Genomic DNA, 20,657 nt, shown 5'->3' with positions numbered 1-20,657 from the left:
CGTAAGGAGCAGGTAAACAAGCTAAAAGCTTGCAGCTTCGAATTATCTTAACTGGCTGTCTTTACTGGCGCGTCGATTGATGCCTTCGGCTCCCTTGCGCTGTTTTTCCTGCTCGGCCTGACATTCGATACATAGCCGAACACCTGCAATGGCCTTGCGGCGAGCGTCGGGAATGGGGGCATCGCATTCTTCGCAGTGGGTCAGGCTGTCGCCGGTATTTAGATGGCTGCGGGCATCTTTCACCGCATCTTCCACACTGGCATCAATCTGATCCTGTACGGCTCCGTCTCGTGACCAACCTCCGGCCATGATCTTTCCTCCTGTGCTGTTAGCTGCTTTTATCTTGTCCTCTTCACTCTTTGCGCTTCCCCTCTCACCCTTGACGCGCACTTACTTACCCAATAGTTCACCCAAAGGCCGCAGGTTGGTCACATGATCACAGAGCGACTTGATGACCATCAGTAAGGGCGTGGCGATAATCAGCCCTACCGGGCCCCAGATCCAGCCCCAGAACAGCAGGCCGACGAAGATGGCGACCGGATTAAGGCTGGATAAGTGGCTGGTGAGCCAGGGAGTCAGTACGTTACCCTGAATACTGGTGATGACCAAAGACACCCCCGCCACCAGAAAGGCCATGTCCAGGGTGCCAAACTGTATAAACGCCGTCACACCGGTGCCGATAAAAATCAGTATCGGGCCCAGATAGGGGATGGCGCTGGCCACTCCGGCCAACACGCCCCACAGACCGGCTTGCTCCACTCCCATAAACCAGAAGGCCAACCAGGTAAATCCCCCTACAAATATTGCACTTAACAGCATCACGAATAAAAAACGCCGTACCTGATGGTGAAAGTCATCCATGATCTGGGCGGCCTTGCGCATGCGCTCAAAGGACGGGCCCGAAATACGGATCACCTTGCGACGATACAATTTTCCCACCGCCAATAAAAAATACACCAGCAACAGAGCCGAGAGACTTTGCGACACCATTACCAGGACGGCAGAGGCACCACCCATTAAAAACTCCTGTACGTTAAAGGGCTTTTCTACCACACGTACCAAAGTTACGCCCGGCGTGCGGACTTTTTTCTCGCTGGTGCTGTCTTCAATCTGTTTGGCGGCTTCTTGTGCTTTTTCAATTATTCCGGCTTCCGTGGCAGGGGCTCGCGCGGCGGTGCGCTGAAACTTGCTGATGGCCACCGGCACCTTGTCGAGCATGGCAATGGCTTCTCGCTGCAGCGGAATGCTGGCGCTGACCATGATGGCCAGTAACACAGTGACCATAACCGCGGCACTGATGGGGCGGGGTATGTGTATCTTGTCGAATGGCGAGAGCAGGGGATCCAGCGCATAGCTGATAAACACCGCCACTATCAGCGGTAACAGTACCGACTGTGCCCAGTCGATAAAGAAAATACCGGCCAGTGACGCCAATATGATGAGTGAAGCATTGCGAGCGTTAAAGGCGTCGATCAAAGGCGGCTGTTGGTCCGTTTTTCTGCGGTTAAATGCGACGTCCTGTTGTTCTTCTGTCATTAATGTCTGGTCCAGAGTATGGGTTCATTCAGTGTAATCTGATTATGGTCGGTGCGCCCAACAAGCTAATAATGGCCGACCATAACCCAAACACGAACGGCGAACAAAACCGTCACTGGGGTGAAGGTAGTATTCGCTCGAATCTAAAACGGCATTTCGCTAACATCCTAGCATGGCGTGCCAGGGAGGCATTAAATGACTACACCGTTTGAATCTCACTCCGGCTCGGCTCGCGGCCTGACTCGAGAGCTGATTGAAATTGTATTCCCCATGTTCGAGCAGGCGAGTGCCGGCGCGATTGCGGTGGACAAAAACAGTCGTATTACCTGGATTAACAGCCGTTATGCCAGGTTGCTGGGGTTGGCGGATACCCATGGCGTGATCGGGCGCTCGGTATTGAGCGTGATCCCCAATAGCCGCATGCCCGAGGTGGTCGACAGCGGTCGGCCCTTGTTGCTGGATATCATGGAATATCACACCCAGCAGTTGGTGGTGACCCGCTTGCCCTTTTTTAATGATGACGGGCAGATCAGCGGCGCGGTGGCGTTCGTGTTGTTTGATGACTTACAGCCCCTCACGCCTCTGGTCAGCAAGTATCGCAGCCTGCATAAAGACTTGCTGGCCGCCCGGCGTGCCCTGGCCAAAACCGGACGCAGTACCCGCTATCAACTGGGTGACTTTATTGGCGCCAGCCCTGCCGTGCTGGAGGTTAAACGTCGCACCCGTTTGGCGGCAGGACGAGATATTCCGGTATTAATGTTAGGCGAAACCGGCACCGGCAAAGAGGTGCTGGCCCAGTCGCTGCATGCGTTATCGGCGCGCATGGAAGGTCCCTTCGTCGGAGTGAATGTGGCGGCCATTCCCGAAAACCTGCTGGAGGCGGAGTTTTTTGGCGTGGCCCCTGGTGCCTTTACCGGTGCCGACAAGCGCATGCGCGAAGGCAAGTTTCAGCGCGCCCAGGGCGGTACCCTGTTTCTGGATGAAGTGGGAGACATGCCGCTGGGCCTGCAGGCCAAGTTGCTGCGTGCCTTGCAGGAGCGGGAAATAGAGCCGCTGGGCTCTAACCAGATAATCCCCATAGATGTGCGGGTGATTGCCGCCACCAGTCGCGATTTAACGGCCATGGTGGCGGACGGGCGTTTTCGCTCGGATTTGTATTATCGCCTTAACGTGCTGGAAATTCAGATACCGCCGCTGCGCGAGCGCCCCGCCGATATCGGTATTCTGTGCGAGTTCTTGCTGGAGGATATTTGCAGCGGACAGGCGCGCACCGAAATTACCGACCAGGCGGTGGCACTGCTTGCGCAACATCACTGGCCCGGTAACGTACGAGAGCTGCGCAATGTGCTGGAGCGGGCTTTTACCCTGAGCGAAGGTGCCGAGGTGCTGGATGTGGCTACCTTGCAGCGCGTCTTGCCTGACGCGGCCGTGCCGATAGCACAAGCCGATAAGCCGGATAGCGTTGCAGCCAATGCCCCAGCGGTAATCTTGCCCGGCCATGAGCCCCCAACAGAGCTGGGCACGGTTCGCCCCTTGGCTGTGGTGTTGGCCGAGGCTGAAGCCGAGGCGATTACAGCGGCCTTGGCGCAATGTAACAATAATCGCAGCCAGGCGGCGCGGCTGTTAGGTGTTTCCCGTTCGGTGTTTTACGAGAAATTGGCCAAGCTGAGCTGCCTGTCCTGAATACCATACAGGTGTCCGGTATTCAGGATGTCCTTTTTACTCCATCTCCTTTTGTTGTCCGAAAATCCGGACAATTCGCAATGCAGTCTCATCTGAGTTGTTCGGTAAACTCACGCGCAACATGGTGTTTACATAGTTGGCACATTTAGTGCTTGGTTAGACAGGCAAGCACTTGGTAACAACGAGTGAAGATGAATAGCGTGCATTGCCATCATTGGCGATGCCAAAGGACTGCATCAAGCAAAAGGAAACCTCTATGACCATCAAGCATCAGTTGTCCGTGTTAACCCGCGCCATGGCCGGTGTGGCCCTGTGTGCCACCGTTGTCAGTGCCCCCGTGGCGGCCAGTGAAAAAGTACGCTGGCAGGTTCCGCTGGCGTTTCCATCGCATTTAGTCGGACTGACCACGCCAGTCAAGCACTTGTCTGAATCCTTGTCGGCGGTGTCGGGTGGTGACGTCAAGCTGCGTTATTACGAGCCCGGCGAGCTGGTGCCGCCCTTTGAAATCATGGATGCGGTCAGTTCCGGCAAGTATCCGGCCGGGTATACCTGGGTAGGATACGATCAGGGCACCATTCCCGCACTGCCGCTGTATTCGGGCGCGCCCTTCAACATGGAGCCACCGGCCTATCTGGCCTGGTATTACGAAGGGGATGGCAAGGCACTGCTGGAAGAAATTTATGCCGAGCGCAATATTCACCCCATGCTGTGCAGCATTATCGGCCCGGAAGGCGCCGGCTGGTTTAAAAAGCAGATCACCAGCCTGGATGATTTTGAAGGGTTGCGCATTCGTTTCGCCGGTATTGGCGGCAAGGTGCTGGAAAACCTCGGCGCCTCGGTCACCATGGTACCCGGTGCCGAAATCTTTCAGGCGCTGGAACGTAACACCATAGATGCCACCGAGTTCTCTCAACCGGCCATCGACAAGATGCTGGGCCTGGATCAGATAGTAAAAAACTACATCATGCCCGGCTGGCACCAAACCCTGACCACCTCGCACCTGCTGGTGAACCAGGACGTGTGGCAGAAGCTGCAGCCGCAAACCCGCGCCTTAATCGAAATGGGCTGCGAGTCGGCCACGCTGAAGGGCTTTGCCCAAAGCGAATGGGCGCAACCCACGGCGTTGCGCGACTATGAAAAAGAAGGCGTCACCGCTCAGGTACTGCCCGAGCCGGTATTGCGTGAGCTGGAAAAGGTGACCAACAAGGTGATGGATGACATGGCCGCGGAAGACGAGATGTTCAAGCGGGTACTCACCAGCCAGCGTGATTTCATGAAGCATCACTCCATCTGGCACGGCAAGGGTTACCTGCCGCGCGACTTCTACCAATACGACTGAATGTAACTGAATGTAACTAATGGCGGCGGGCCGAGCGCCCGCCATCTTGGTAACCGTTTCATCAGGAGGTCGTATGTCTCAAAGCTCTACTCAACCGGGTTCGTCCAACACGCCACCCCCGCCCGCGCTGCACGCGCAAACGGCAGAATTGCCCAGTAACAGGCTGTCACAACGGCTGGACGCCTTTGTGCTGGCAGTGGGGCGGCTGAGTTCCTGGTTGTGGCTGGCGGTATTGGTGGTGGTGCTGAGTAATGTATTCAGCCGCTTCGTGTTGTCGGCGGGCTCCATCGCCCTGGAAGAATTATCCTGGCACTTGTTTGGCATCGCCATGATGCTGACCCTGGGGTTTGCGGTGGTAAAAGACGATCACGTGCGGGTGGATGTGCTGCGCGAAACGTTCTCGCTGCGTACCCGGGCCATTATCGAATTGCTGGGCATAGTGCTGCTGGCGCTGCCGATCATCATTCTGATGATAGATGCGCTCTTGCCTTATGCCTGGAAGGCCTATGTGTATAACGAGCGCTCTCAGGCTCCCAGTGGGCTGCCTTATCGATTTATTTTCAAGAGTGTGCTGCCCATCGGCCTGCTGCTGGTAGCCACGGCGCTGTTCTCGCGCGGCTTGCGCTGCATGACCTTGTTGTTTGCCTTTCCCAGGGCGTTGACGCCCGGGGCGAACTCGTCTTCCGACATAACATAAAGGGGTTGCTATGGAGCTGGAAACCGTATTGGTGATCGCCATGTTCGCCTCTTTTATGGGGCTCTTGTTACTGGGTTTTCCCGTGGCCTGGGTACTGGCCGGCACCGGCTTGTTGTTCGCCATGGTGGGGCAGGTACTGGTAGAGCAGTTTGACGCTAACCTCTGGTTTACCTGGAACGGCACCATAGGGGTACTGGATGCCCGCATCTTTGGCATTGTGGCCAACGAGCTGATGGTAGCGCTGCCGCTGTTTATCTTCATGGGCATTATGCTCGACCGCTCCGGCATTGCCGAGAAACTGATGCACAGCCTGGTGCGATTACTGGGTCCGTTGCGCGGCGGGTATGCCATTACCGTGGTTATCGTCGGCATGTTGCTGGCGGCGTCCACCGGCATTGTGGGGGCGTCCGTGGTGTTGTTGGGCATGTTGTCGCTGGGCCCCATGATGCAGGCCAACTACAGCAAGAGCCTGGCGGTGGGCACGGCCTGTTCTGTGGGTACTTTGGGCATTCTGGTGCCGCCGAGCATTATGCTGGTGTTGATGGCCGATCGTTTGGGTACGCCGGCGGCCTCGGTGGGCAAGCTGTTTATGGGCGCACTGATCCCCGGGGTGATGCTGGGGCTGATGTATGTGTTGTATATCGTGTTGCTGGCCTGGTGGAAGAAGGACGCGGCACCTGCGCCCACCTACAGCGAGCGCATGGATGCCAAGGCCTGGCTGGACGTGTTTTGCTCGGTAGTGCCGCCCATGGTGCTGATAGTAGCGGTACTGGGCTCCATCTTCATGGGCATTGCGACCACCACCGAAGCCTCGGCGGTAGGGGCGGCTGGGGCGCTGTTAATGGCGCTGCTGAGCAAACGGCTGAATACCGAGGTACTTAAAGACTCGCTGTATCAAACCAGTCGCACCACGGCCTTTATCTTTGGCATTTTCATCGGTGCTACCGTGTTCGCCGCCGTGTTGCGCGGGCTGGGGGGAGACGATGTGATCCGCGATGCCATTACCGGGCTGCCGTTCGGTACTACCGGCATCATGATCACCATCCTGTTCATTACCTTCTTGCTGGGCTTTTTTCTCGACTGGGTGGAGATCACCCTGATCATCCTGCCGCTGGTGGCCCCAGTGGTGTTTTCGCTGGGGGTAGAGCCGGTGTGGTTTGCGGTGCTGTTTGCTTTGTGCCTGCAAACCTCGTTTTTAACGCCACCGGTCGGATTTGCGCTGTTTTACATTAAAGGCGTGTGTCCGCCGGGCATTACCACCCGCCATATCTATCTGGGCGTATTGCCCTTTATTGCCCTGCAATTACTGGGGCTGGTACTGGTGTTCTATTTTGAGCCTCTGGCCACCTGGCTGCCCAATCGACTCTATGGCGGCCAGTAATGATGCATTTATTAAAGGAGAATCACAGATGCGCCTAACAGACAAAGTGGCTTTGATCACCGGGGCCGGCCAGGGAATAGGCCGGGCCATTGCCGAACATTATGCCAAAGAAGGTGCCAGGGTGGCGGTGGCCGATCTGGATCTGGGCCGCGCCGAACAAGTGGCGCTGGCCATAGTGGCGGCGGGGGGCAGTGCCATTGCCCTGGAAATGGACGTGACCGACGAAGCGGCGGTAGAGCAGGGCATGGCGCAGCTGGTTCGCCATTGGGGCAGACTGGATATTGCGCTGGCCAATGCCGGTATTCAGCACATAGCGCCTTTGCACAAGCTGGCTTTTGCCGACTGGAACCGGGTGCTCAATGTGCATCTGGGCGGGGCGTTTTTGCTGACTCGCGCCGCCCTGCAGCAAATGTATAAAAATGGCGGCGGCAGCATGTTGTTTATGGGCTCGGTGCATTCCATGGAGGCTTCTCCGCTCAAGGCACCTTATGTGACCGCCAAGCACGGCATGCTGGGCTTATGCCGTTCGGTGGCCCGCGAAGGAGCGGAGCACGGGGTGCGCAGCAATATTATCTGTCCGGGCTTTGTGCGCACGCCACTGGTCGACAAGCAGATTCCCGAGCAGGCCAAAGAGCTGGGCATCAGTGAAGAAGAGGTGATTCGCAATGTGATGCTCAAGCATACCGTGGATGGCGAGTTCACCACTCTGGCCGATGTATCCGAGGTGGCCGTTCACCTGGCGGCGTTTCCCTCGGCGGCGCTCACCGGACAGGCGGTGGTGGTCAGCCACGGCTGGCACATGCAATAAGAAAGCAAAGCCTTCAGCTGTCAGCTTTAAGCTGTCAGCGGTAAATAAAGAACAACGGCCAGCACCAAGCTAAAAAACGGTATTTGTCTTTTAGTTTGGTGCTGTTTTGTTTGCTAGCTAAAAGCTACCTTTCTCCCCCATTAACGGGCGTCCGCTGCGATCAATATCTGCTCTATTTCGGTGTAACCACGCTGTTGTGCATGTTGCAGAGGGGACACACCCTGGCCATCTTTGATATTCACATCGGCGCCGGCATTCACCAGTAGCCGCACGATGTCTGTGTGTTGTGGGCCGCCGTTACCCAGCATGATGGCTTCCAGCAGGGCGGTCCAGTGCAGGCGATTCACATGATCCACATCGACGCCGGCCGCAATCAGCATGCGCACCGTTTCTACGTGGCCGCGCTCGGCGGCAGGGATCAGCGCGGTGCCGCCATAGCGGTTGGTGCTGTTTAAATCGGCTCCGTGATCGAGGGTCATGGCCAGAATCTCGTTGTGGCCACTAGCGCCAGCATAAAGGTAGGGGCTGTCTTGAATGTTATCCTTGGCATTCACATCGGCGCCGGCCTCGATCAGCACCTTGGCGGCGGCTACCTGATTATGACGGGTGGCGATCAGCAGCGGGGTGCGCCCCATCTTGTTGCGCGCTTCCATATCCGTCCCTTGTTCGAGTAACTGTCGGATCTGCTGAGCGTCACCTTGCTTCGCGGCGGACTGTAATTTTTGTTCGATATCATTCCCCGCAGCGCAGAGGGTAAGAGACGTGAGCAGAGCCCATATGGCCATGAATCCTGTAGAAATTCTTTTGATGTACATGCACTTGTCTCCTATTTGGTGATAAACCACAGAATGAACAGAATAGCAGAGCTCGGCCATAAATCATGCCCGCGCCTTTGCGAGGGTGACGAGTGCCGCGAACAAAAAAGGGCCCCGCTAGGGGCCCCTGGTATTGATGTTGTCAGTCAGAATTTTTTCGGACTGTTGGTGATTATTTGGCCATAACCGGTGTGACGGCTGGCGCCTGCTCGGCCTGATGCCGGGCGGCTTCTTCGGCGCTAAGTCTGGGTGAGAACCAGCCTAGATGGGCATAAGCCATGCCGATCAGTGGCGACAGCCAGCAGGCGAAGGCCAGCGGAATATACAGCAGGTTCTCGGTCTGTCCTTCGGCAATGCCTAACCCAAGGGCCGTGATGACCACGGCGCCACCGGCGTTCCAGGGAATAAGCGGCGATATCAAGGTGCCGCCTTCTTCAACGGCCCGCGAGAGGTTCAGTGCCGAATAGCCCTTGGCACGGTAGGCGGGGGCGAACATGCGCCCGGGCAGAGCGATGGACAGGTAGGGGTCGCCGCCAATCACGTTGGTCATGGCCGAGGTCGCGATGGCAGAAGACTGGATAGCGCCGAAGCTGTTGGCGCGGGTCAGAATTTTTTCCATGATCACTTCCAGGCAACCGGTACGCTCCAGCACGCCGCCAAAGGCCAGGGCGACCAGCATCAGGGTGATCACCCAGGTCATGCTCTGTATGCCACCACGGTTGAGCAGGGCATCGATTTCGCTGACGCCGGTATCAATCTGATATCCACTGAACATGAAATTAAAAGCCTGCTGCAGGCCCACATCCTGGGTCAGCATAGCGGTGGCCAGACCCAGCATGGCACCGGCAAACAGGGTAGGCAGGGCGGGCATTTTTTTCAGCGCCAGCAGCACGGTCACGCCGAGGGGCAGCAGCAGCGGCCACGACAGCGCAAAGTGCTGATCCAGACCGCTGATGATGTTCTCGATACGAGTGAAATCCACTTGTTGATCGCCAATCAGGCTGAAGCCGGCGAACAGGTAGATAACCAGCGCAATCAACATGGCCGGAACCGTGGTGGGCAGCATATTGCGGATATGGTCGAACAGATTCACGCCGGTCACCGCCGGGGCCAGGTTGGTGGTATCTGACAGCGGCGACATCTTGTCACCGAAGAAGGCGCCCGACACTACGGCGCCGGCGGTCCAGTACATGGGAATGTCGAACCCGTTGCCGATGCCCATCAGCGCCAGGCCGACGGTGCCGGTGGTGCCCCACGAGGTACCCAGTGACACCGAGACCACGGCGCAAATCAGTACACTGGCGGCCAGAAACAGCTCGGGAGAGATCAGGCTTAAACCCAGCTTTATCAAATAAGGCACGGTACCGCTGGCAATCCAGATGCCAACAATCATGCCCACGATAATCAGAATGCCCACCGACTGCAGACCCAGTCGCACCACATGCATGATGCCGTCTTCCATCTCGGGCCAGCGGTAACCACGCAACCAACCGATAAGGGCGGTGATGGCTACGCCGATGGCGAGCGGAATATGGGGGGTGAAGTTGCCGAAGTAAAACAGCTGCACGCCCAGCACCACAAAGGTCAGTGCGATGGGCAGGCAGGCCAGCCAGAAGCCGGGCTTGCGAGGTACTGTAACCATGGTTCTCTCCTTGAGCCTGTGAGGCGGACCGGTTAGTACAACCGGTCTGTGCCATATATCCCGGGGGACATTGTCAGACTAAGGGAATCATGTATGTTAATTACGTGTTAAATGTAAAAAGATGTAACAACTTATGGTGTGTTGTTTTCGAGGCGTGCCGTCAGCGCCAATATCCCTTCTTGCGTTTCTATTACCGCCTGAGTCAGTTCCAGGGCCAGGCTGTGAGTGAGCAAAGACTGGGCATTGGCCGCCTGCTCCAGTTTTTCCAGCACGCCGGCCAGCCGGGTTTGAGCCAGCATGCGAGCGGTACCGCCCAGCTTGTGTGCCAATTGGCCCAGCTCGATATGATCTTCATCTGCCAGCGCCTGTTCAATGGCGGCCTGTCCGGCCGGCAGCTCGTCGGTAAAACGACTCAGCATGGCCTGCAGCCGAGGGCGACCCAGCACCCGCAGATGCTCCTGCAGTAAAGGTTGCTCCAGTTCCAGCTCCGGCTGTATGCGAATGCCCAATGCTTGACTCAGTGCCAGAGTCAGCCTGGGCCATTGCACCGGTTTGGCCACCACGGCCATGAGCCCGGCGGCCAGATAGCGGCGAATATCGTCGGGGGCCACGCTGGCAGTGAGGGCAATGACCGGGGTATCCCGATTCAGTCCCTGGGTTTGGTGGCGAATGCTGCGGCTGGTTTCCAGACCGTCTATGCCAGGCAGATGCATGTCCATCAACACAAGATCAAAGGCCTGATGCCGCGCCATTTCAAGCGCTTGCTCGCCGCTTTCTGCCTGGCTGACCAAGTGGCCGTGCTGTTCCAGCATGGCGGCAAGAATGGCCCGGTTGATGCCGACGTCCTCTACCAGCAGTAGACTGAGAGTGGGCAGGGCGGCAAGCTCGGTTTCTTGCTCCTGAGCCGGCGTATTGACGGCCGTCAATGGCAGAAAAAACCCAAAACGACTGCCCTGTCCCGGGGTACTTTGCAGCGTCATGCTGCCGCCCATGGCTTCAATCAGCCGCTTGGAGATGGCCAGCCCCAGTCCGGTGCCGCCATAACGGCGACCTATACTTTCATCCGCCTGGGTAAAGCGCTGAAAAATGCGATCCTGCTGTTCGGGTGCAATGCCGATGCCGTTATCTTCAATGGTGAACTGCCAGCCGCCGTTGATCGCGCAGGCTTCCAGCGTCACCTGGCCGCCGGTATCGGTGAACTTGGTGGCGTTAGACAACAGATTGATCAGCACTTGTCGCACGCGTCCGGCGTGGCCCAGCAGCCAGAGCCCGGAGCCCGGGGCGTTAAGCTGCAGCTGGATCTGCTTGGCATCGGCGTAGCCCTGCATCATGGCGACGCTGTTTTCCAGTAACTCATTCAAGGCGAAGGGGGCGGGCTCTTCGGGCAGCGGGCCTTGCTCCAGCGCCGCATAATCGAGCACGTCGTTGAGCAGCATCAGCAGGTGCTCGGCCGAGTGTTGCAGTATGTCGAGCTTGCCTTGTTCGGGGCTGTCTTTCAGGGCGGGTTTGAGCAGCGTCAGGGTCCCCATAATACCGTTCATGGGGGTACGCAGCTCGTGGGTCATATTGGCGATAAAGCGGCTTTTTGCCATATCGGCGGCTTCCGCCGATTCCTTGGCCTGGCGCAGGTGACGGGTGCGTCTGTCGACCAGCGCCTCCAGTCGGTCCTTGTCGTGTTGCAACTCGCTTTGGCGGCGCTCGACCGAGCGGCGCATGGTATTGATGGCGCCCACCAGGGTATCCAGTTCGTCGGGCAGGTGCCCGGGGGCGCGGGCCAGAGTCAGCGGCGGGCTGCCGGGTTGTCCTTCACCAATCTGTGCCACATGGCCGGCCATGCGTTCCAGATGTCGGGTAACCCGGCGCTGAAACACCAGCATCAGGCAGAGGGCAATGGCCAGTATGGTCAGGGTCTGGCCCAGCAGTATGGTTTTGGCCCGTTCAATTAGTTGCCGGTTGATGCTCTGCTGACTAAAGGCAACCTCCAGTCGGCCTACTTGCTGGGGCCCCAGTGCCGAGCTGGGGTAGATTAAATTGAAGCCGTGCTCATGCACGCCCTGGTCATCGGGGGTGTGAGTCAGCAGCAAGGGTTCGCCAAGGGCATCGCCGGTTAACGTGAGGCGAGCCATGTGCGGCATATCGAGCATGCTTTCCAGCTGCAAGCGGGCCTGGGGCAGATTCAGATCCCACAGGCTTTGAGTCAGGCTGTCGAGATAACTCTGTTCGATAAGGGTAAGACGATCGTTCAGGTTCTGCTTTATCTGGCGATGGTCCAGCCAGAGCTGAAGCGCGGTAGACAACAGCGACAGAGTCAGGCTAACGGCCAGCACCAGCCAGAATAGGCGAAAACTCAAAGGATGCCGCCGCCGGTAGCGAGGCAGCAGGGTTAACAGGGAATTCATTCAGGGGGCGTCCAGATAATGGCGTTCAAAAAAGAAGGTGATACGTCGAATATAATGGTCGTCGGCAAGGGCTTGCAACCGAGCCGACAAGGTCGGTAACAGCGGCGCCAGTCGAGAACCCTTGGGCACGGCCAGGTGGTAATATTCCAGGGTGAGCAAGTCGGGCAGGGGAAATACCTGCTCGGTCAGTCCGAGCTTTTGTGCCTGCAGCTTGCCGGTGGTCAGGCCGATGGGCATATAGTCGATGCGCCCCAGTGCCAGCTTTTGAAAATTCTGCTTGCCACTAGAGACTCGTTCCACATCAAGCCGCTGCGCGGCGGCGCGGTCGAATTTATCACCGAAGCTGTCGCCAAACAACAGCCCCAGGGTGTGATCGGTCAGGCTCCAGGGCGATTGGCTGGCATTGCCGAAGTGGGTAAACAGCACCACGGGATCCGCGATAATGGGAGTGTCGCTGAACAGAAAGTTCTGTTCACGCTGGCGGGTCTTGTAGGCGGCCACAATCAAGTCTACCTTGCCCTGACGCGCCGCCAGCTGGCAGCGCTCCCAGTTGCCGAATACCTGCATATTGACGGTATAACCGTGCTCGGCCAGCAGCTTGCGCACCAAGTGCGGGGCAATGCCGGTCAGCTCCCCATCCTGCTCCCACGACAGCGGCGGATACATGGGGTGTCCGCAGGCGGTCAAAATGCTGCTCGGGTTTGCAGCGGGAGCAGAGGCTGGCGCTTGAGCGTGAGCCGACAGCGCCGCCGATAGCAGAGTCAGTAGCAAGGCAACAATCAATGGCATGGCACCGACCTGGGGGTAAACACGTAACCGGCACCATGTACGGTAAGGATGATCCTGGGGTTGGCTGGATCGTCTTGCAGCTTGCGGCGTAACCGGCCCACCAGCACGTCTATGGTTCTGTCGTTGGGAGCCCATTCGCGGTTTTTTATCTGATCCAGCAGCTGATCTCGCGACAGGGTCTGCCCTGAATGGCGCAAGAAGGCGCCCAGCAACTGATATTCACCGTGAGTCAGCGGAGTTTGCTGGTCGTGTGCATCAAGCAATATCCGGCGGTCCAGATCTACCCGCCAATCGTCAAATTGATGAATGTTGGTCGTGGTTGTCGTGGCCACCCTGGGGGTGGTGGCGCGCACCCTGCGGGTCAGATTTTTGGCTCGGGCCAGTAGTTCTCGGGGATTAAAGGGTTTGCACACATAATCATCGGCGCCGCATTCCAGGCCAACAATACGCTCTATTTCGTCCTGACGTCCGGTCACCAGTATGATGCCTAGTTCCGAGTTGGCGCGCAGTTCCCGGGTGAGCGTCAGGCCATCTTTGCCCGGTAATCTGATGTCGAGCAGCACGAGGTCAATGTTCTGCTCGCTCAATATCTGCTCTGCCGCTTCGGCGCTTTGTGCGGAAAATACCTGATGCTGCTCAACCTTGAAGTACTCCACCAGGCACTCTCGCGTGGTGTCGTCGTCTTCCACAATCAAGATGCGGATATCCATATCGTGTGTTCTCATCTGTTCGGGAAGAAGCAATAAATAAAGTAGCGAACGTCGGGGTTCGCGGGGCAACTTCTAACACCACCATCGTAAAGTTGTCAATGTTATCACCCGCTTCGCCAGGGCTGTGTTCGTCGACTTCTGATAAAAACCTGCTTGTGGCTTGTTAGTTTAACGGCCTTCAGTCGGAAGGTACATGTTCATGGGGATAGAGCGCAGTACCAGGATAACAGTGCTCTTGCCGGATGAGGTATGCGAATACGGTAGCCCGTTATGTCTCGTTTTGGCATGTCGGTGTCTTAATCAGCAATGTGATGAACGGGGTTCGGCGGTTTACTGTCGGCTACGTTGACAGGCGAAGAGACTGCCTGTTGCGGTTTGTGACGCGCGGGCTGATGCCGGCGTTGACTCCCGTTAAGCAAAAGGACGTTGATTATGTGCGCAATTCACGGAAACAGAGGCGTTGTCTATACCGGTCCGGGCAAGGTCGAGGTGCAATCCATCGCTTTTCCCGAGCTGTCCATCGGCAAGCGCGCCTGTCACCACGGGGTGCTCCTCAAGGTGGTGGCGACCAATATCTGCGGCAGTGACCAGCACATGGTGCGTGGGCGAACTACAGCCCAGGCAGGCCTGGTACTGGGCCATGAAATCACCGGCCAGATCATCGAATGCGGCCGTGATGTCGAGTTTTTGAAGGTGGGCGACATTGTTTCCGTGCCGTTCAACATCGCCTGTGGCCGTTGCCGCAACTGCAAGGAAGGCAAAACCGGCATCTGCCTGAACGTGAACCCGGCTCGCCCCGGCGCCGCCTACGGTTATGTGGACATGGGCGGCTGGGTCGGCGGCCAGTCCGAGTATGTGATGGTGCCCTATGCGGACTTCAACCTGCTCAAGTTTCCGGATCCCAACCAGGCGATGGAGAAAATCCGCGACCTGACGTTGCTGTCCGACATCTTTCCCACCGGTTTCCACGGTTGTGTGACCGCCGGCGTCGGCCCCGGCTCTACCGTTTATATTGCCGGTGCCGGCCCTGTTGGTCTGGCCGCCGCCGCCTCGGCCCAGTTGCTGGGGGCCGCCTGCGTTATCGTCGGCGACATGATTCCGGATCGTCTGGCCCAGGCGCGCAGCTTTGGTTGCGAAACCATCGATCTGCGCGAAGAAGGGTCGATGGAAGACAAGATTGAACAGATTCTGGGCGAACGCGAAGTGGATGCCTTCGTCGACTGTGTCGGCTTCGAAGCCCATGGTTGCGGCTGCGATCATGGCAAGGAGCAGCCGGCGACCGTGCTGAACTCGGCGATGGCCCTGACCCGAGCCGGCGGCCAGATTGGTATTCCCGGCCTGTATGTGACCGAAGATCCGGGCGCGGTCGATGAAGCCGCCAGACAGGGTGCGCTGAGCATGCGCTTTGGCCTGGGCTGGGCCAAGTCTCACTCTTTCCATACCGGCCAGTGTCCGGTGATGAAATACCACAGACCCCTGATGCAGGCGATTCTGTTCGACAAGGTGAAAATCGCCGACGCGGTCAACGTGCAGGTGATAAGCCTGGATAAGGCGGCACAGGGCTATGCCGAGTTCGACGGCGGGGTAGCGAAGAAATTTGTGATAGACCCCCATGGTATGGTGCCAGCGTAAAGGATAGGTTGGATAACCCGATGCCCTCTGTCGATGGAGGGCATCTTGCGCGATGAAATACGTCTGGCCAGGAGCGGCCGGTCGAACAGAACAATTCACGGCGGCGTATTTCCCTGTGCCGCCATGACCGTTTTCATAAAGGTTGATGCTATGGATGATACTCAAGCGGGCGTGCTCAATACTATCGAAGAGCTGGTGGCGTCGATGAAACACAAACCCGGCGCGTTGTTACCTATTCTGCATGGTATTCAGGATCATTTCGGGTACATTCCCGATCCCGCCATCGAGATCATTGCCTCTCATTTACGTTACACCGCCGCCGACGTGCACGGTGTGATCAGTTTTTATCATTATTTCCGCAGTGAGCGACCGGGTCGGCATGTGATCGAAATTTGCCGCGCCGAAGCCTGTCAGGCGCAGGGCGGGCGGGAGTTTGAACGCCATGTGCGGGAAAAGCTGAACATCGGTCTCGACCAGACCACCCCGAATCAGGACATCAGCCTGAAGGCGGTGTATTGCCTGGGCAACTGCGCCACCGGCCCTTCCATTCGTGTCGGGGATCAGATCAAGGGACGGATGAGCCCGGCCAAATTCGATCGGCTGGTGGATGAGCTGACCACCTTCAAACTGGAGCTGAAATAATGACCCTGCGCGTCTATGTTCCCCATGAAACTACCGCCCTGTCGCTGGGAGCGGAGGATGTGGCCACCCTTATTCGGCGTGAAGCCAAACGGCGCGGCATGGATATCGATCTGGTTCGCAACGGCTCGCGGGGCCTGTTCTGGCTGGAGCCGCTGATTGAAGTGGACACCGCCGAAGGCCGTTATGGCTTCGGTCCGGTCGAACTGGACGATGTGGCTTCGCTGTTCGACGCCTGCTTCGAGCGCGGTGCGGTTGAACATCCACTGGCCCTGGGCCTCACCGAAGACATTTCCTATCTCAAGCAGCAGCAGCGGGTCACCTTTGCCCGCGTCGGCATCACGGATCCGCTGTCGCTGGACGATTACCGGGCGCTGGACGGTTTCAAGGGTCTTACCCGGGCGGTCAGCCGTTCCAGTCAGCATCTGGTGGACGAGGTCAAGGTCTCCGGCCTGCGCGGCCGGGGCGGGGCGGCCTTTCCTACCGGCATCAAGTGGCAAACGGTGCTGGATACGCCAGCCGAGCAGAAGTATATCGTCTGCAATGCCGATGAAGGGGACTCGGGCACCTTTGCCGACCGCATGGTGATGGAGTGCGATCCCTACATGCTGATCGAGGGCATGATTATCAGCGGCCTGGCGGTGGGCGCCACCCAGGGGTACATCTACCTGCGGGAAGAATATCCGCTGGCCCACAAGGTATTGAACGAAGCCATTGATCGCGCCACTGCCGCCGGTTATTTGGGCGCCAATGCCGCCGACAGCGGCCGTACCTTCGAGCTGGAAGTGCGACTCGGTGCCGGTGCCTATATCTGCGGTGAAGAAACCTCGTTGCTGGAAAGCCTGGAAGGCAAGCGCGGCATGGTGCGCGCCAAGCCGCCGCTGCCGGCCATCGTCGGCCTGTTCGGTCAGCCGACCGTGGTCAACAACGTGCTTACCTTTGCCGCCATTCCCGCCATTCTTGCCGAGGGGGGCGCACATTACGCCGATTATGGCTTTGAGCGTTCGAAGGGCACGCTGCCATTCCAGCTGGCCGGTAACCTCAGGCAGGGGGGGCTGGTGGAGCTGGCCTTCGGCCGACGCTTGCGGGAACTGATCCACGAATTCGGTGGTGGTACTCACAGCGGACGCCCGGTGCGCGCCGTGCAGGTGGGCGGGCCGCTGGGGGCCTATCTTTCGCCGGAGCAGTTCGATGTGCTGCTCGACTACGAGTCTTTCGGCCACATCGGCGCCGTGCTGGGGCACGGCGGCGTGGTGGTGTTCGACGAGTCGGTCAACATGGCCCAGCAGGCCCGCTTTTCGATGGAATTCTGCGTCGAAGAGTCCTGCGGCAAGTGCACGCCGTGCCGAATCGGCTCGGTGCGCGGAGTGGAAGTGATCGACAAAATCATTGCTGGCGACGACAGAGCCGCCAACATCGAATTGCTGGAAGACCTGTGCGACACCATGATTCAGGGCTCCCTGTGCGCCATGGGCGGCATGACGCCGTTCCCGGTGAAGAGCGCACTCCAGTATTTTCCCGAAGATTTCAACGACTCGAAGGGGGCGTGAAAGATGGTTGAACATTTTTATCCCGAGAAGGATTACGGGACGCCGGCCCGGCTGTCGGAAAACCTGATCACCCTGACCATCGATGGCGTCGAGGTGACCGTACCCGAAGGCACCTCTGTGATGCATGCTGCGGCCCGGATCGACATCAATATTCCCAAACTGTGTGCCACCGACAGCATGGAAGCCTTCGGCTCCTGCCGTTTGTGCACGGTAGAAATTGAAGGGCGGCGTGGCTATCCCGCGTCCTGCACCACGCCAGCCGAGCCGGGCATGGTGGTACTCAGCCAGACCCGGGCGCTGGCCAAACTGCGCCGCAACGTGATGGAGCTGTATATCTCCGATCACCCGCTCGACTGCCTGACCTGTCCGGCCAACGGCGACTGCGAGCTGCAGGACATGGCGGGCGCGGTGGGTCTGCGCGAAGTGCGCTACGGCTTTGACGGCGACAACCATCTGGCGGCGGTCAAGGACGAATCCAACCCCTATTTCAGCTTCGATCCCAGCAAGTGCATCGTCTGCTCCCGTTGTGTGCGGGCCTGCGGCGAGGTGCAGGGCACCTTTGCGCTGACCATTGCAGGTCGGGGCTTCGACTCCAAGGTGTCGACCGGCAAGGACAGCAATTTTGTCGACTCGGCCTGCGTATCTTGCGGAGCCTGTGTTCAGGCCTGTCCGACCTCGACGCTGATGGAAAAATCGGTGATCGATCAGGGCCAGCCCGAGCACAGCGTGGTGACCACCTGTGCCTATTGCGGCGTTGGTTGCGCGTTCAAGGCGGAAATGAAAGGCGATCAGTTGATCCGCATGACGCCCTGGAAGAACGGCAGTGCCAATCATGGTCACTCCTGCGTCAAGGGACGTTTCGCCTTCGGCTACGCCACCCACAAGGACCGGCTGACCAAGCCGATGATCCGGGAGTCGATTGACGATGACTGGAACGAGGTCAGCTGGGAAGAGGCCATCGATTTTGCCGCCCGCCGGTTGCGCGAAGTGCAGCAACAATATGGCCAGAAAAGCGTGGGCGGCATTACTTCGTCCCGCTGTACCAACGAAGAAACCTATCTGGTGCAGAAACTGGTGCGGGCGGCACTGGGCAACAATAACACCGATACCTGTGCCCGGGTCTGCCACAGCCCCACCGGCTATGGCCTGAAGATGACCCTGGGCGAGTCGGCGGGCACCCAGGATTTCGATTCGGTGATGCAGGCCGACTGCATTCTGGTGATCGGCGCTAACCCGACCGATGCCCACCCGGTGTTCGGCTCCATGATGCGCAAGCGCCTGCGCGAGGGGGCCAGCCTGATTGTGGCCGATCCGCGCCAAATCGATCTGCTGGCAACGCCCCACGCGGGCGAGGGCATCCATCTGCCGATACGCCCCGGTACCAACGTGGCCTTAATCAATGCGCTGGCGCATGTGGTGGTGACCGAAGGGCTGGAAGAGCAGGCCTTTATTGCCGAGCGCTGCGATCCGGAAGATTACCGCGCCTGGCGGGCCTTTGTGGCCGAACAGCGTCATGCTCCCGAGCAAATGGCGGCGGTGCTCGGCGTGCCGGCCGACACCCTTCGCCGGGCTGCCCGCCAGTATGCCAGCGCCGCTAATGGCGCCATCTATTACGGCCTGGGCGTCACCGAGCACAGCCAGGGCTCGACCATGGTGATGGGCATTGCCAACCTGGCGATGGCCACCGGTAACATCGGCCGACCCGGGGTCGGGGTCAACCCGCTGCGTGGCCAGAACAACGTGCAGGGTTCCTGCGACATGGGGTCTTTCCCTCATGAGTTGCCGGGCTATCAGCCGGTCAACAATGAACAGGTGCGCAGCCGGTTTGAAGCGGCCTGGGGCGTCAGCCTCGACGGCGAGCCGGGCTTGCGTATTCCACACATGTTCGATGCGGCCATCGCCGGCCAGTTCAAGGCCATGTATGTGCAGGGCGAAGACATCGCCCAGTCGGACCCCAATACCCAGCATGTGGAAGCGGCGCTGCGCGCGCTGGACCTGCTGATCGTGCAGGATATCTTCCTCAACGAGACCGCCAAGTTTGCCCATGTGATCCTGCCCGGCTCCACCTTCCTGGAGAAGAACGGCACCTTCACCAATGCGGAGCGCCGGATCAACCGGGTGCGCAAGGTGATGCCGCCGCTGGCGGGCAAGGAGGACTGGGAAGTCACCATGGCATTGTCCAACGCGCTCGGCTATCCGATGCATTATGAGCATCCTTCCGAGATCATGGATGAAATTGCCGCGGTGACGCCGTCGTTTGCCAGGGTCGGTTATGCGCTGCTGGAAGAACTGGGCAGCATACAGTGGCCGTGTAACGACGAGTATCCGCAGGGCATGCCCATCATGCACGGCGACAGTTTCCCCATCGGTCTGGGGCGCATGGTGGTGACCGAGTTCATTCCCACCACCGAGAGGGTGTCGGAACGCTATCCGTTGCTGCTGACCACCGGACGTATTCTCAGCCAGTACAACGTGGGTGCCCAGACCCGGCGCACCGACAACAACGTCTGGCACAGCGAGGACGTGTTGGAAATCCATCCCCATGACGCCCAGCTGCGCAACATTGCGGACGGCCAGCCGGTTGCCATTGCCAGCCGTACCGGTGCGACGGTGCTGAAGGCCCGGTTGAGCAAGCGCATGCAGCCGGGGGTGGTGTATACCACCTTCCACTTTCCGCATAGTGGTGCCAACGTCATCACCACCGACAATTCCGACTGGGCGACCAACTGTCCGGAATACAAGGTAACGGCGGTGCAGGTGTCGGGTACGGATGAGCATGCTTTGTCTGACTGGCAGCGGAAGTTTCATGATTTCACCCGTGAACAGCTGGAGCATGCCGGGCAGGATTCCGGCTGAGGAGAGGTAATGGCTCAGCAAGGCAAGCATGAGCCGTCGGACCAGTTACGACATGCGGTACCAGCGCATCGCGCTCGACCCGCAGGCAAGAACCCTTTACATTATCCCCTTTGCACGTCGACGTTGCCCGGCGTGCGTCCCGGCTACCACCGTCAGCCTCTCGTGGCGGTGGTCCCGACTT

Annotated in this window: 16 protein-coding genes; 9 read left to right on the top strand and 7 right to left on the bottom strand. The window is 58.6% G+C overall.

Going from position 1 to position 20,657, the window contains the following annotated elements:
• Positions 1-42: 42 nt before the first annotated feature.
• Both IEW52_RS11670 and IEW52_RS11665 read right to left on the bottom strand, forming a co-directional pair.
• Positions 43-309 (bottom strand): DksA/TraR family C4-type zinc finger protein, encoded by a 267-nt coding sequence (locus IEW52_RS11670; protein WP_188630256.1) that lies wholly within the window; start codon positions 307-309, stop codon positions 43-45.
• Positions 310-390: 81 nt separating this feature from the next.
• Positions 391-1,536 carry an AI-2E family transporter gene (locus IEW52_RS11665; protein WP_188630255.1) on the bottom strand — a complete coding sequence of 382 codons (1,146 nt, stop codon included), beginning with the start codon at positions 1,534-1,536 and terminating at the stop codon, positions 391-393.
• A 195-nt stretch (positions 1,537-1,731) separates the two neighbouring features.
• On the opposite strand from IEW52_RS11665, the gene IEW52_RS11660 reads away from it, so the two are divergent.
• The 5 genes from IEW52_RS11660 (at position 1,732) to IEW52_RS11640 (ending at position 7,444) form a co-directional block, all read left to right on the top strand.
• Positions 1,732-3,219 (top strand): sigma-54 interaction domain-containing protein, encoded by a 1,488-nt coding sequence (locus IEW52_RS11660; protein WP_188630254.1) that lies wholly within the window; start codon positions 1,732-1,734, stop codon positions 3,217-3,219.
• Between the two features lie 256 nt (positions 3,220-3,475).
• Positions 3,476-4,558, top strand: coding sequence for a TRAP transporter substrate-binding protein (locus IEW52_RS11655; RefSeq protein ID WP_188630253.1), 1,083 nt, complete (start codon positions 3,476-3,478; stop codon positions 4,556-4,558).
• Between the two features lie 73 nt (positions 4,559-4,631).
• The gene (locus IEW52_RS11650) at positions 4,632-5,255 is read left to right on the top strand and encodes a TRAP transporter small permease subunit (RefSeq protein WP_188630252.1); all 624 of its coding nucleotides are present in this window, start codon (positions 4,632-4,634) and stop codon (positions 5,253-5,255) included.
• 10 nt (positions 5,256-5,265) lie between these two features.
• Complete coding sequence (locus tag IEW52_RS11645) at positions 5,266-6,636, top strand: TRAP transporter large permease (RefSeq protein ID WP_188630251.1); 1,371 nt, start codon at positions 5,266-5,268, stop codon at positions 6,634-6,636.
• A 28-nt stretch (positions 6,637-6,664) separates the two neighbouring features.
• Entirely contained in the window at positions 6,665-7,444 is a 780-nt protein-coding gene (locus IEW52_RS11640; RefSeq protein ID WP_188630250.1) for a 3-hydroxybutyrate dehydrogenase, read from the top strand.
• A gap of 140 nt (positions 7,445-7,584) precedes the next feature.
• Here the strand turns inward: IEW52_RS11640 and IEW52_RS11635 are convergent, their stop codons facing one another.
• The 5 genes from IEW52_RS11635 to IEW52_RS11615 all read right to left on the bottom strand — a co-directional run bounded on the left by IEW52_RS11635 (position 7,585) and on the right by IEW52_RS11615 (position 13,799).
• On the bottom strand, positions 7,585-8,229 hold the full coding sequence (locus IEW52_RS11635; RefSeq protein WP_229667919.1) for an ankyrin repeat domain-containing protein: 645 nt from the start codon (positions 8,227-8,229) through the stop codon (positions 7,585-7,587).
• Positions 8,230-8,431: 202 nt separating this feature from the next.
• Complete coding sequence (gene nhaC / locus IEW52_RS11630; RefSeq protein ID WP_188630248.1) at positions 8,432-9,901, bottom strand: Na+/H+ antiporter NhaC; 1,470 nt, start codon at positions 9,899-9,901, stop codon at positions 8,432-8,434.
• Between the two features lie 131 nt (positions 9,902-10,032).
• Positions 10,033-12,300 carry an ATP-binding protein gene (locus tag IEW52_RS11625; protein WP_188630247.1) on the bottom strand — a complete coding sequence of 756 codons (2,268 nt, stop codon included), beginning with the start codon at positions 12,298-12,300 and terminating at the stop codon, positions 10,033-10,035.
• Entirely contained in the window at positions 12,301-13,089 is a 789-nt protein-coding gene (locus IEW52_RS11620) for a substrate-binding periplasmic protein (protein ID WP_188630246.1), read from the bottom strand.
• Positions 13,080-13,799, bottom strand: a complete 720-nt coding sequence (locus IEW52_RS11615) for a response regulator (protein WP_188630245.1) — start codon at positions 13,797-13,799, stop codon at positions 13,080-13,082. Before IEW52_RS11615 ends, IEW52_RS11620 begins: the two co-directional genes overlap by 10 nt.
• A gap of 432 nt (positions 13,800-14,231) precedes the next feature.
• On the opposite strand from IEW52_RS11615, the gene fdhA reads away from it, so the two are divergent.
• From fdhA to fdhF, 4 genes are all read left to right on the top strand, one after another.
• Positions 14,232-15,431, top strand: a complete 1,200-nt coding sequence (gene fdhA / locus IEW52_RS11610) for a formaldehyde dehydrogenase, glutathione-independent (protein ID WP_188630244.1) — start codon at positions 14,232-14,234, stop codon at positions 15,429-15,431.
• Positions 15,432-15,581: 150 nt separating this feature from the next.
• The gene (locus IEW52_RS11605; protein ID WP_188630243.1) at positions 15,582-16,073 is read left to right on the top strand and encodes a formate dehydrogenase subunit gamma; all 492 of its coding nucleotides are present in this window, start codon (positions 15,582-15,584) and stop codon (positions 16,071-16,073) included.
• Between the two features lie 59 nt (positions 16,074-16,132).
• Complete coding sequence (locus IEW52_RS11600; RefSeq protein WP_229667918.1) at positions 16,133-17,620, top strand: formate dehydrogenase beta subunit; 1,488 nt, start codon at positions 16,133-16,135, stop codon at positions 17,618-17,620.
• A gap of 3 nt (positions 17,621-17,623) precedes the next feature.
• The gene (gene fdhF, locus IEW52_RS11595; protein ID WP_188630241.1) at positions 17,624-20,476 is read left to right on the top strand and encodes a formate dehydrogenase subunit alpha; all 2,853 of its coding nucleotides are present in this window, start codon (positions 17,624-17,626) and stop codon (positions 20,474-20,476) included.
• The last annotated feature ends 181 nt before the right edge of the window (positions 20,477-20,657 follow it).

The organism is Oceanisphaera marina, assembly GCF_014643915.1.
Taxonomy (GTDB): domain Bacteria; phylum Pseudomonadota; class Gammaproteobacteria; order Enterobacterales; family Aeromonadaceae; genus Oceanimonas; species Oceanimonas marina.
The sequence above is the reverse complement of the archived record's forward strand: the minus strand, read 5'-3'. Positions and strand labels throughout refer to the sequence as shown.

Coding starts and splice junctions, on each gene's coding strand:
- IEW52_RS11620 (WP_188630246.1), bottom strand. CDS start 13,089: ATGCCATTGATTGTTGCCTTGCTACTGACTCTGCTATCGGCGGCGCTG.
- IEW52_RS11670 (WP_188630256.1), bottom strand. CDS start 309: ATGGCCGGAGGTTGGTCACGAGACGGAGCCGTACAGGATCAGATTGAT.
- IEW52_RS11655 (WP_188630253.1), top strand. CDS start 3,476: ATGACCATCAAGCATCAGTTGTCCGTGTTAACCCGCGCCATGGCCGGT.
- fdhF (WP_188630241.1), top strand. CDS start 17,624: ATGGTTGAACATTTTTATCCCGAGAAGGATTACGGGACGCCGGCCCGG.
- fdhA (WP_188630244.1), top strand. CDS start 14,232: ATGTGCGCAATTCACGGAAACAGAGGCGTTGTCTATACCGGTCCGGGC.
- IEW52_RS11660 (WP_188630254.1), top strand. CDS start 1,732: ATGACTACACCGTTTGAATCTCACTCCGGCTCGGCTCGCGGCCTGACT.
- IEW52_RS11615 (WP_188630245.1), bottom strand. CDS start 13,799: ATGGATATCCGCATCTTGATTGTGGAAGACGACGACACCACGCGAGAG.
- IEW52_RS11640 (WP_188630250.1), top strand. CDS start 6,665: ATGCGCCTAACAGACAAAGTGGCTTTGATCACCGGGGCCGGCCAGGGA.
- IEW52_RS11650 (WP_188630252.1), top strand. CDS start 4,632: ATGTCTCAAAGCTCTACTCAACCGGGTTCGTCCAACACGCCACCCCCG.
- IEW52_RS11645 (WP_188630251.1), top strand. CDS start 5,266: ATGGAGCTGGAAACCGTATTGGTGATCGCCATGTTCGCCTCTTTTATG.
- IEW52_RS11625 (WP_188630247.1), bottom strand. CDS start 12,300: ATGAATTCCCTGTTAACCCTGCTGCCTCGCTACCGGCGGCGGCATCCT.
- nhaC (WP_188630248.1), bottom strand. CDS start 9,901: ATGGTTACAGTACCTCGCAAGCCCGGCTTCTGGCTGGCCTGCCTGCCC.
- IEW52_RS11665 (WP_188630255.1), bottom strand. CDS start 1,536: ATGACAGAAGAACAACAGGACGTCGCATTTAACCGCAGAAAAACGGAC.
- IEW52_RS11605 (WP_188630243.1), top strand. CDS start 15,582: ATGGATGATACTCAAGCGGGCGTGCTCAATACTATCGAAGAGCTGGTG.
- IEW52_RS11635 (WP_229667919.1), bottom strand. CDS start 8,229: ATGGCCATATGGGCTCTGCTCACGTCTCTTACCCTCTGCGCTGCGGGG.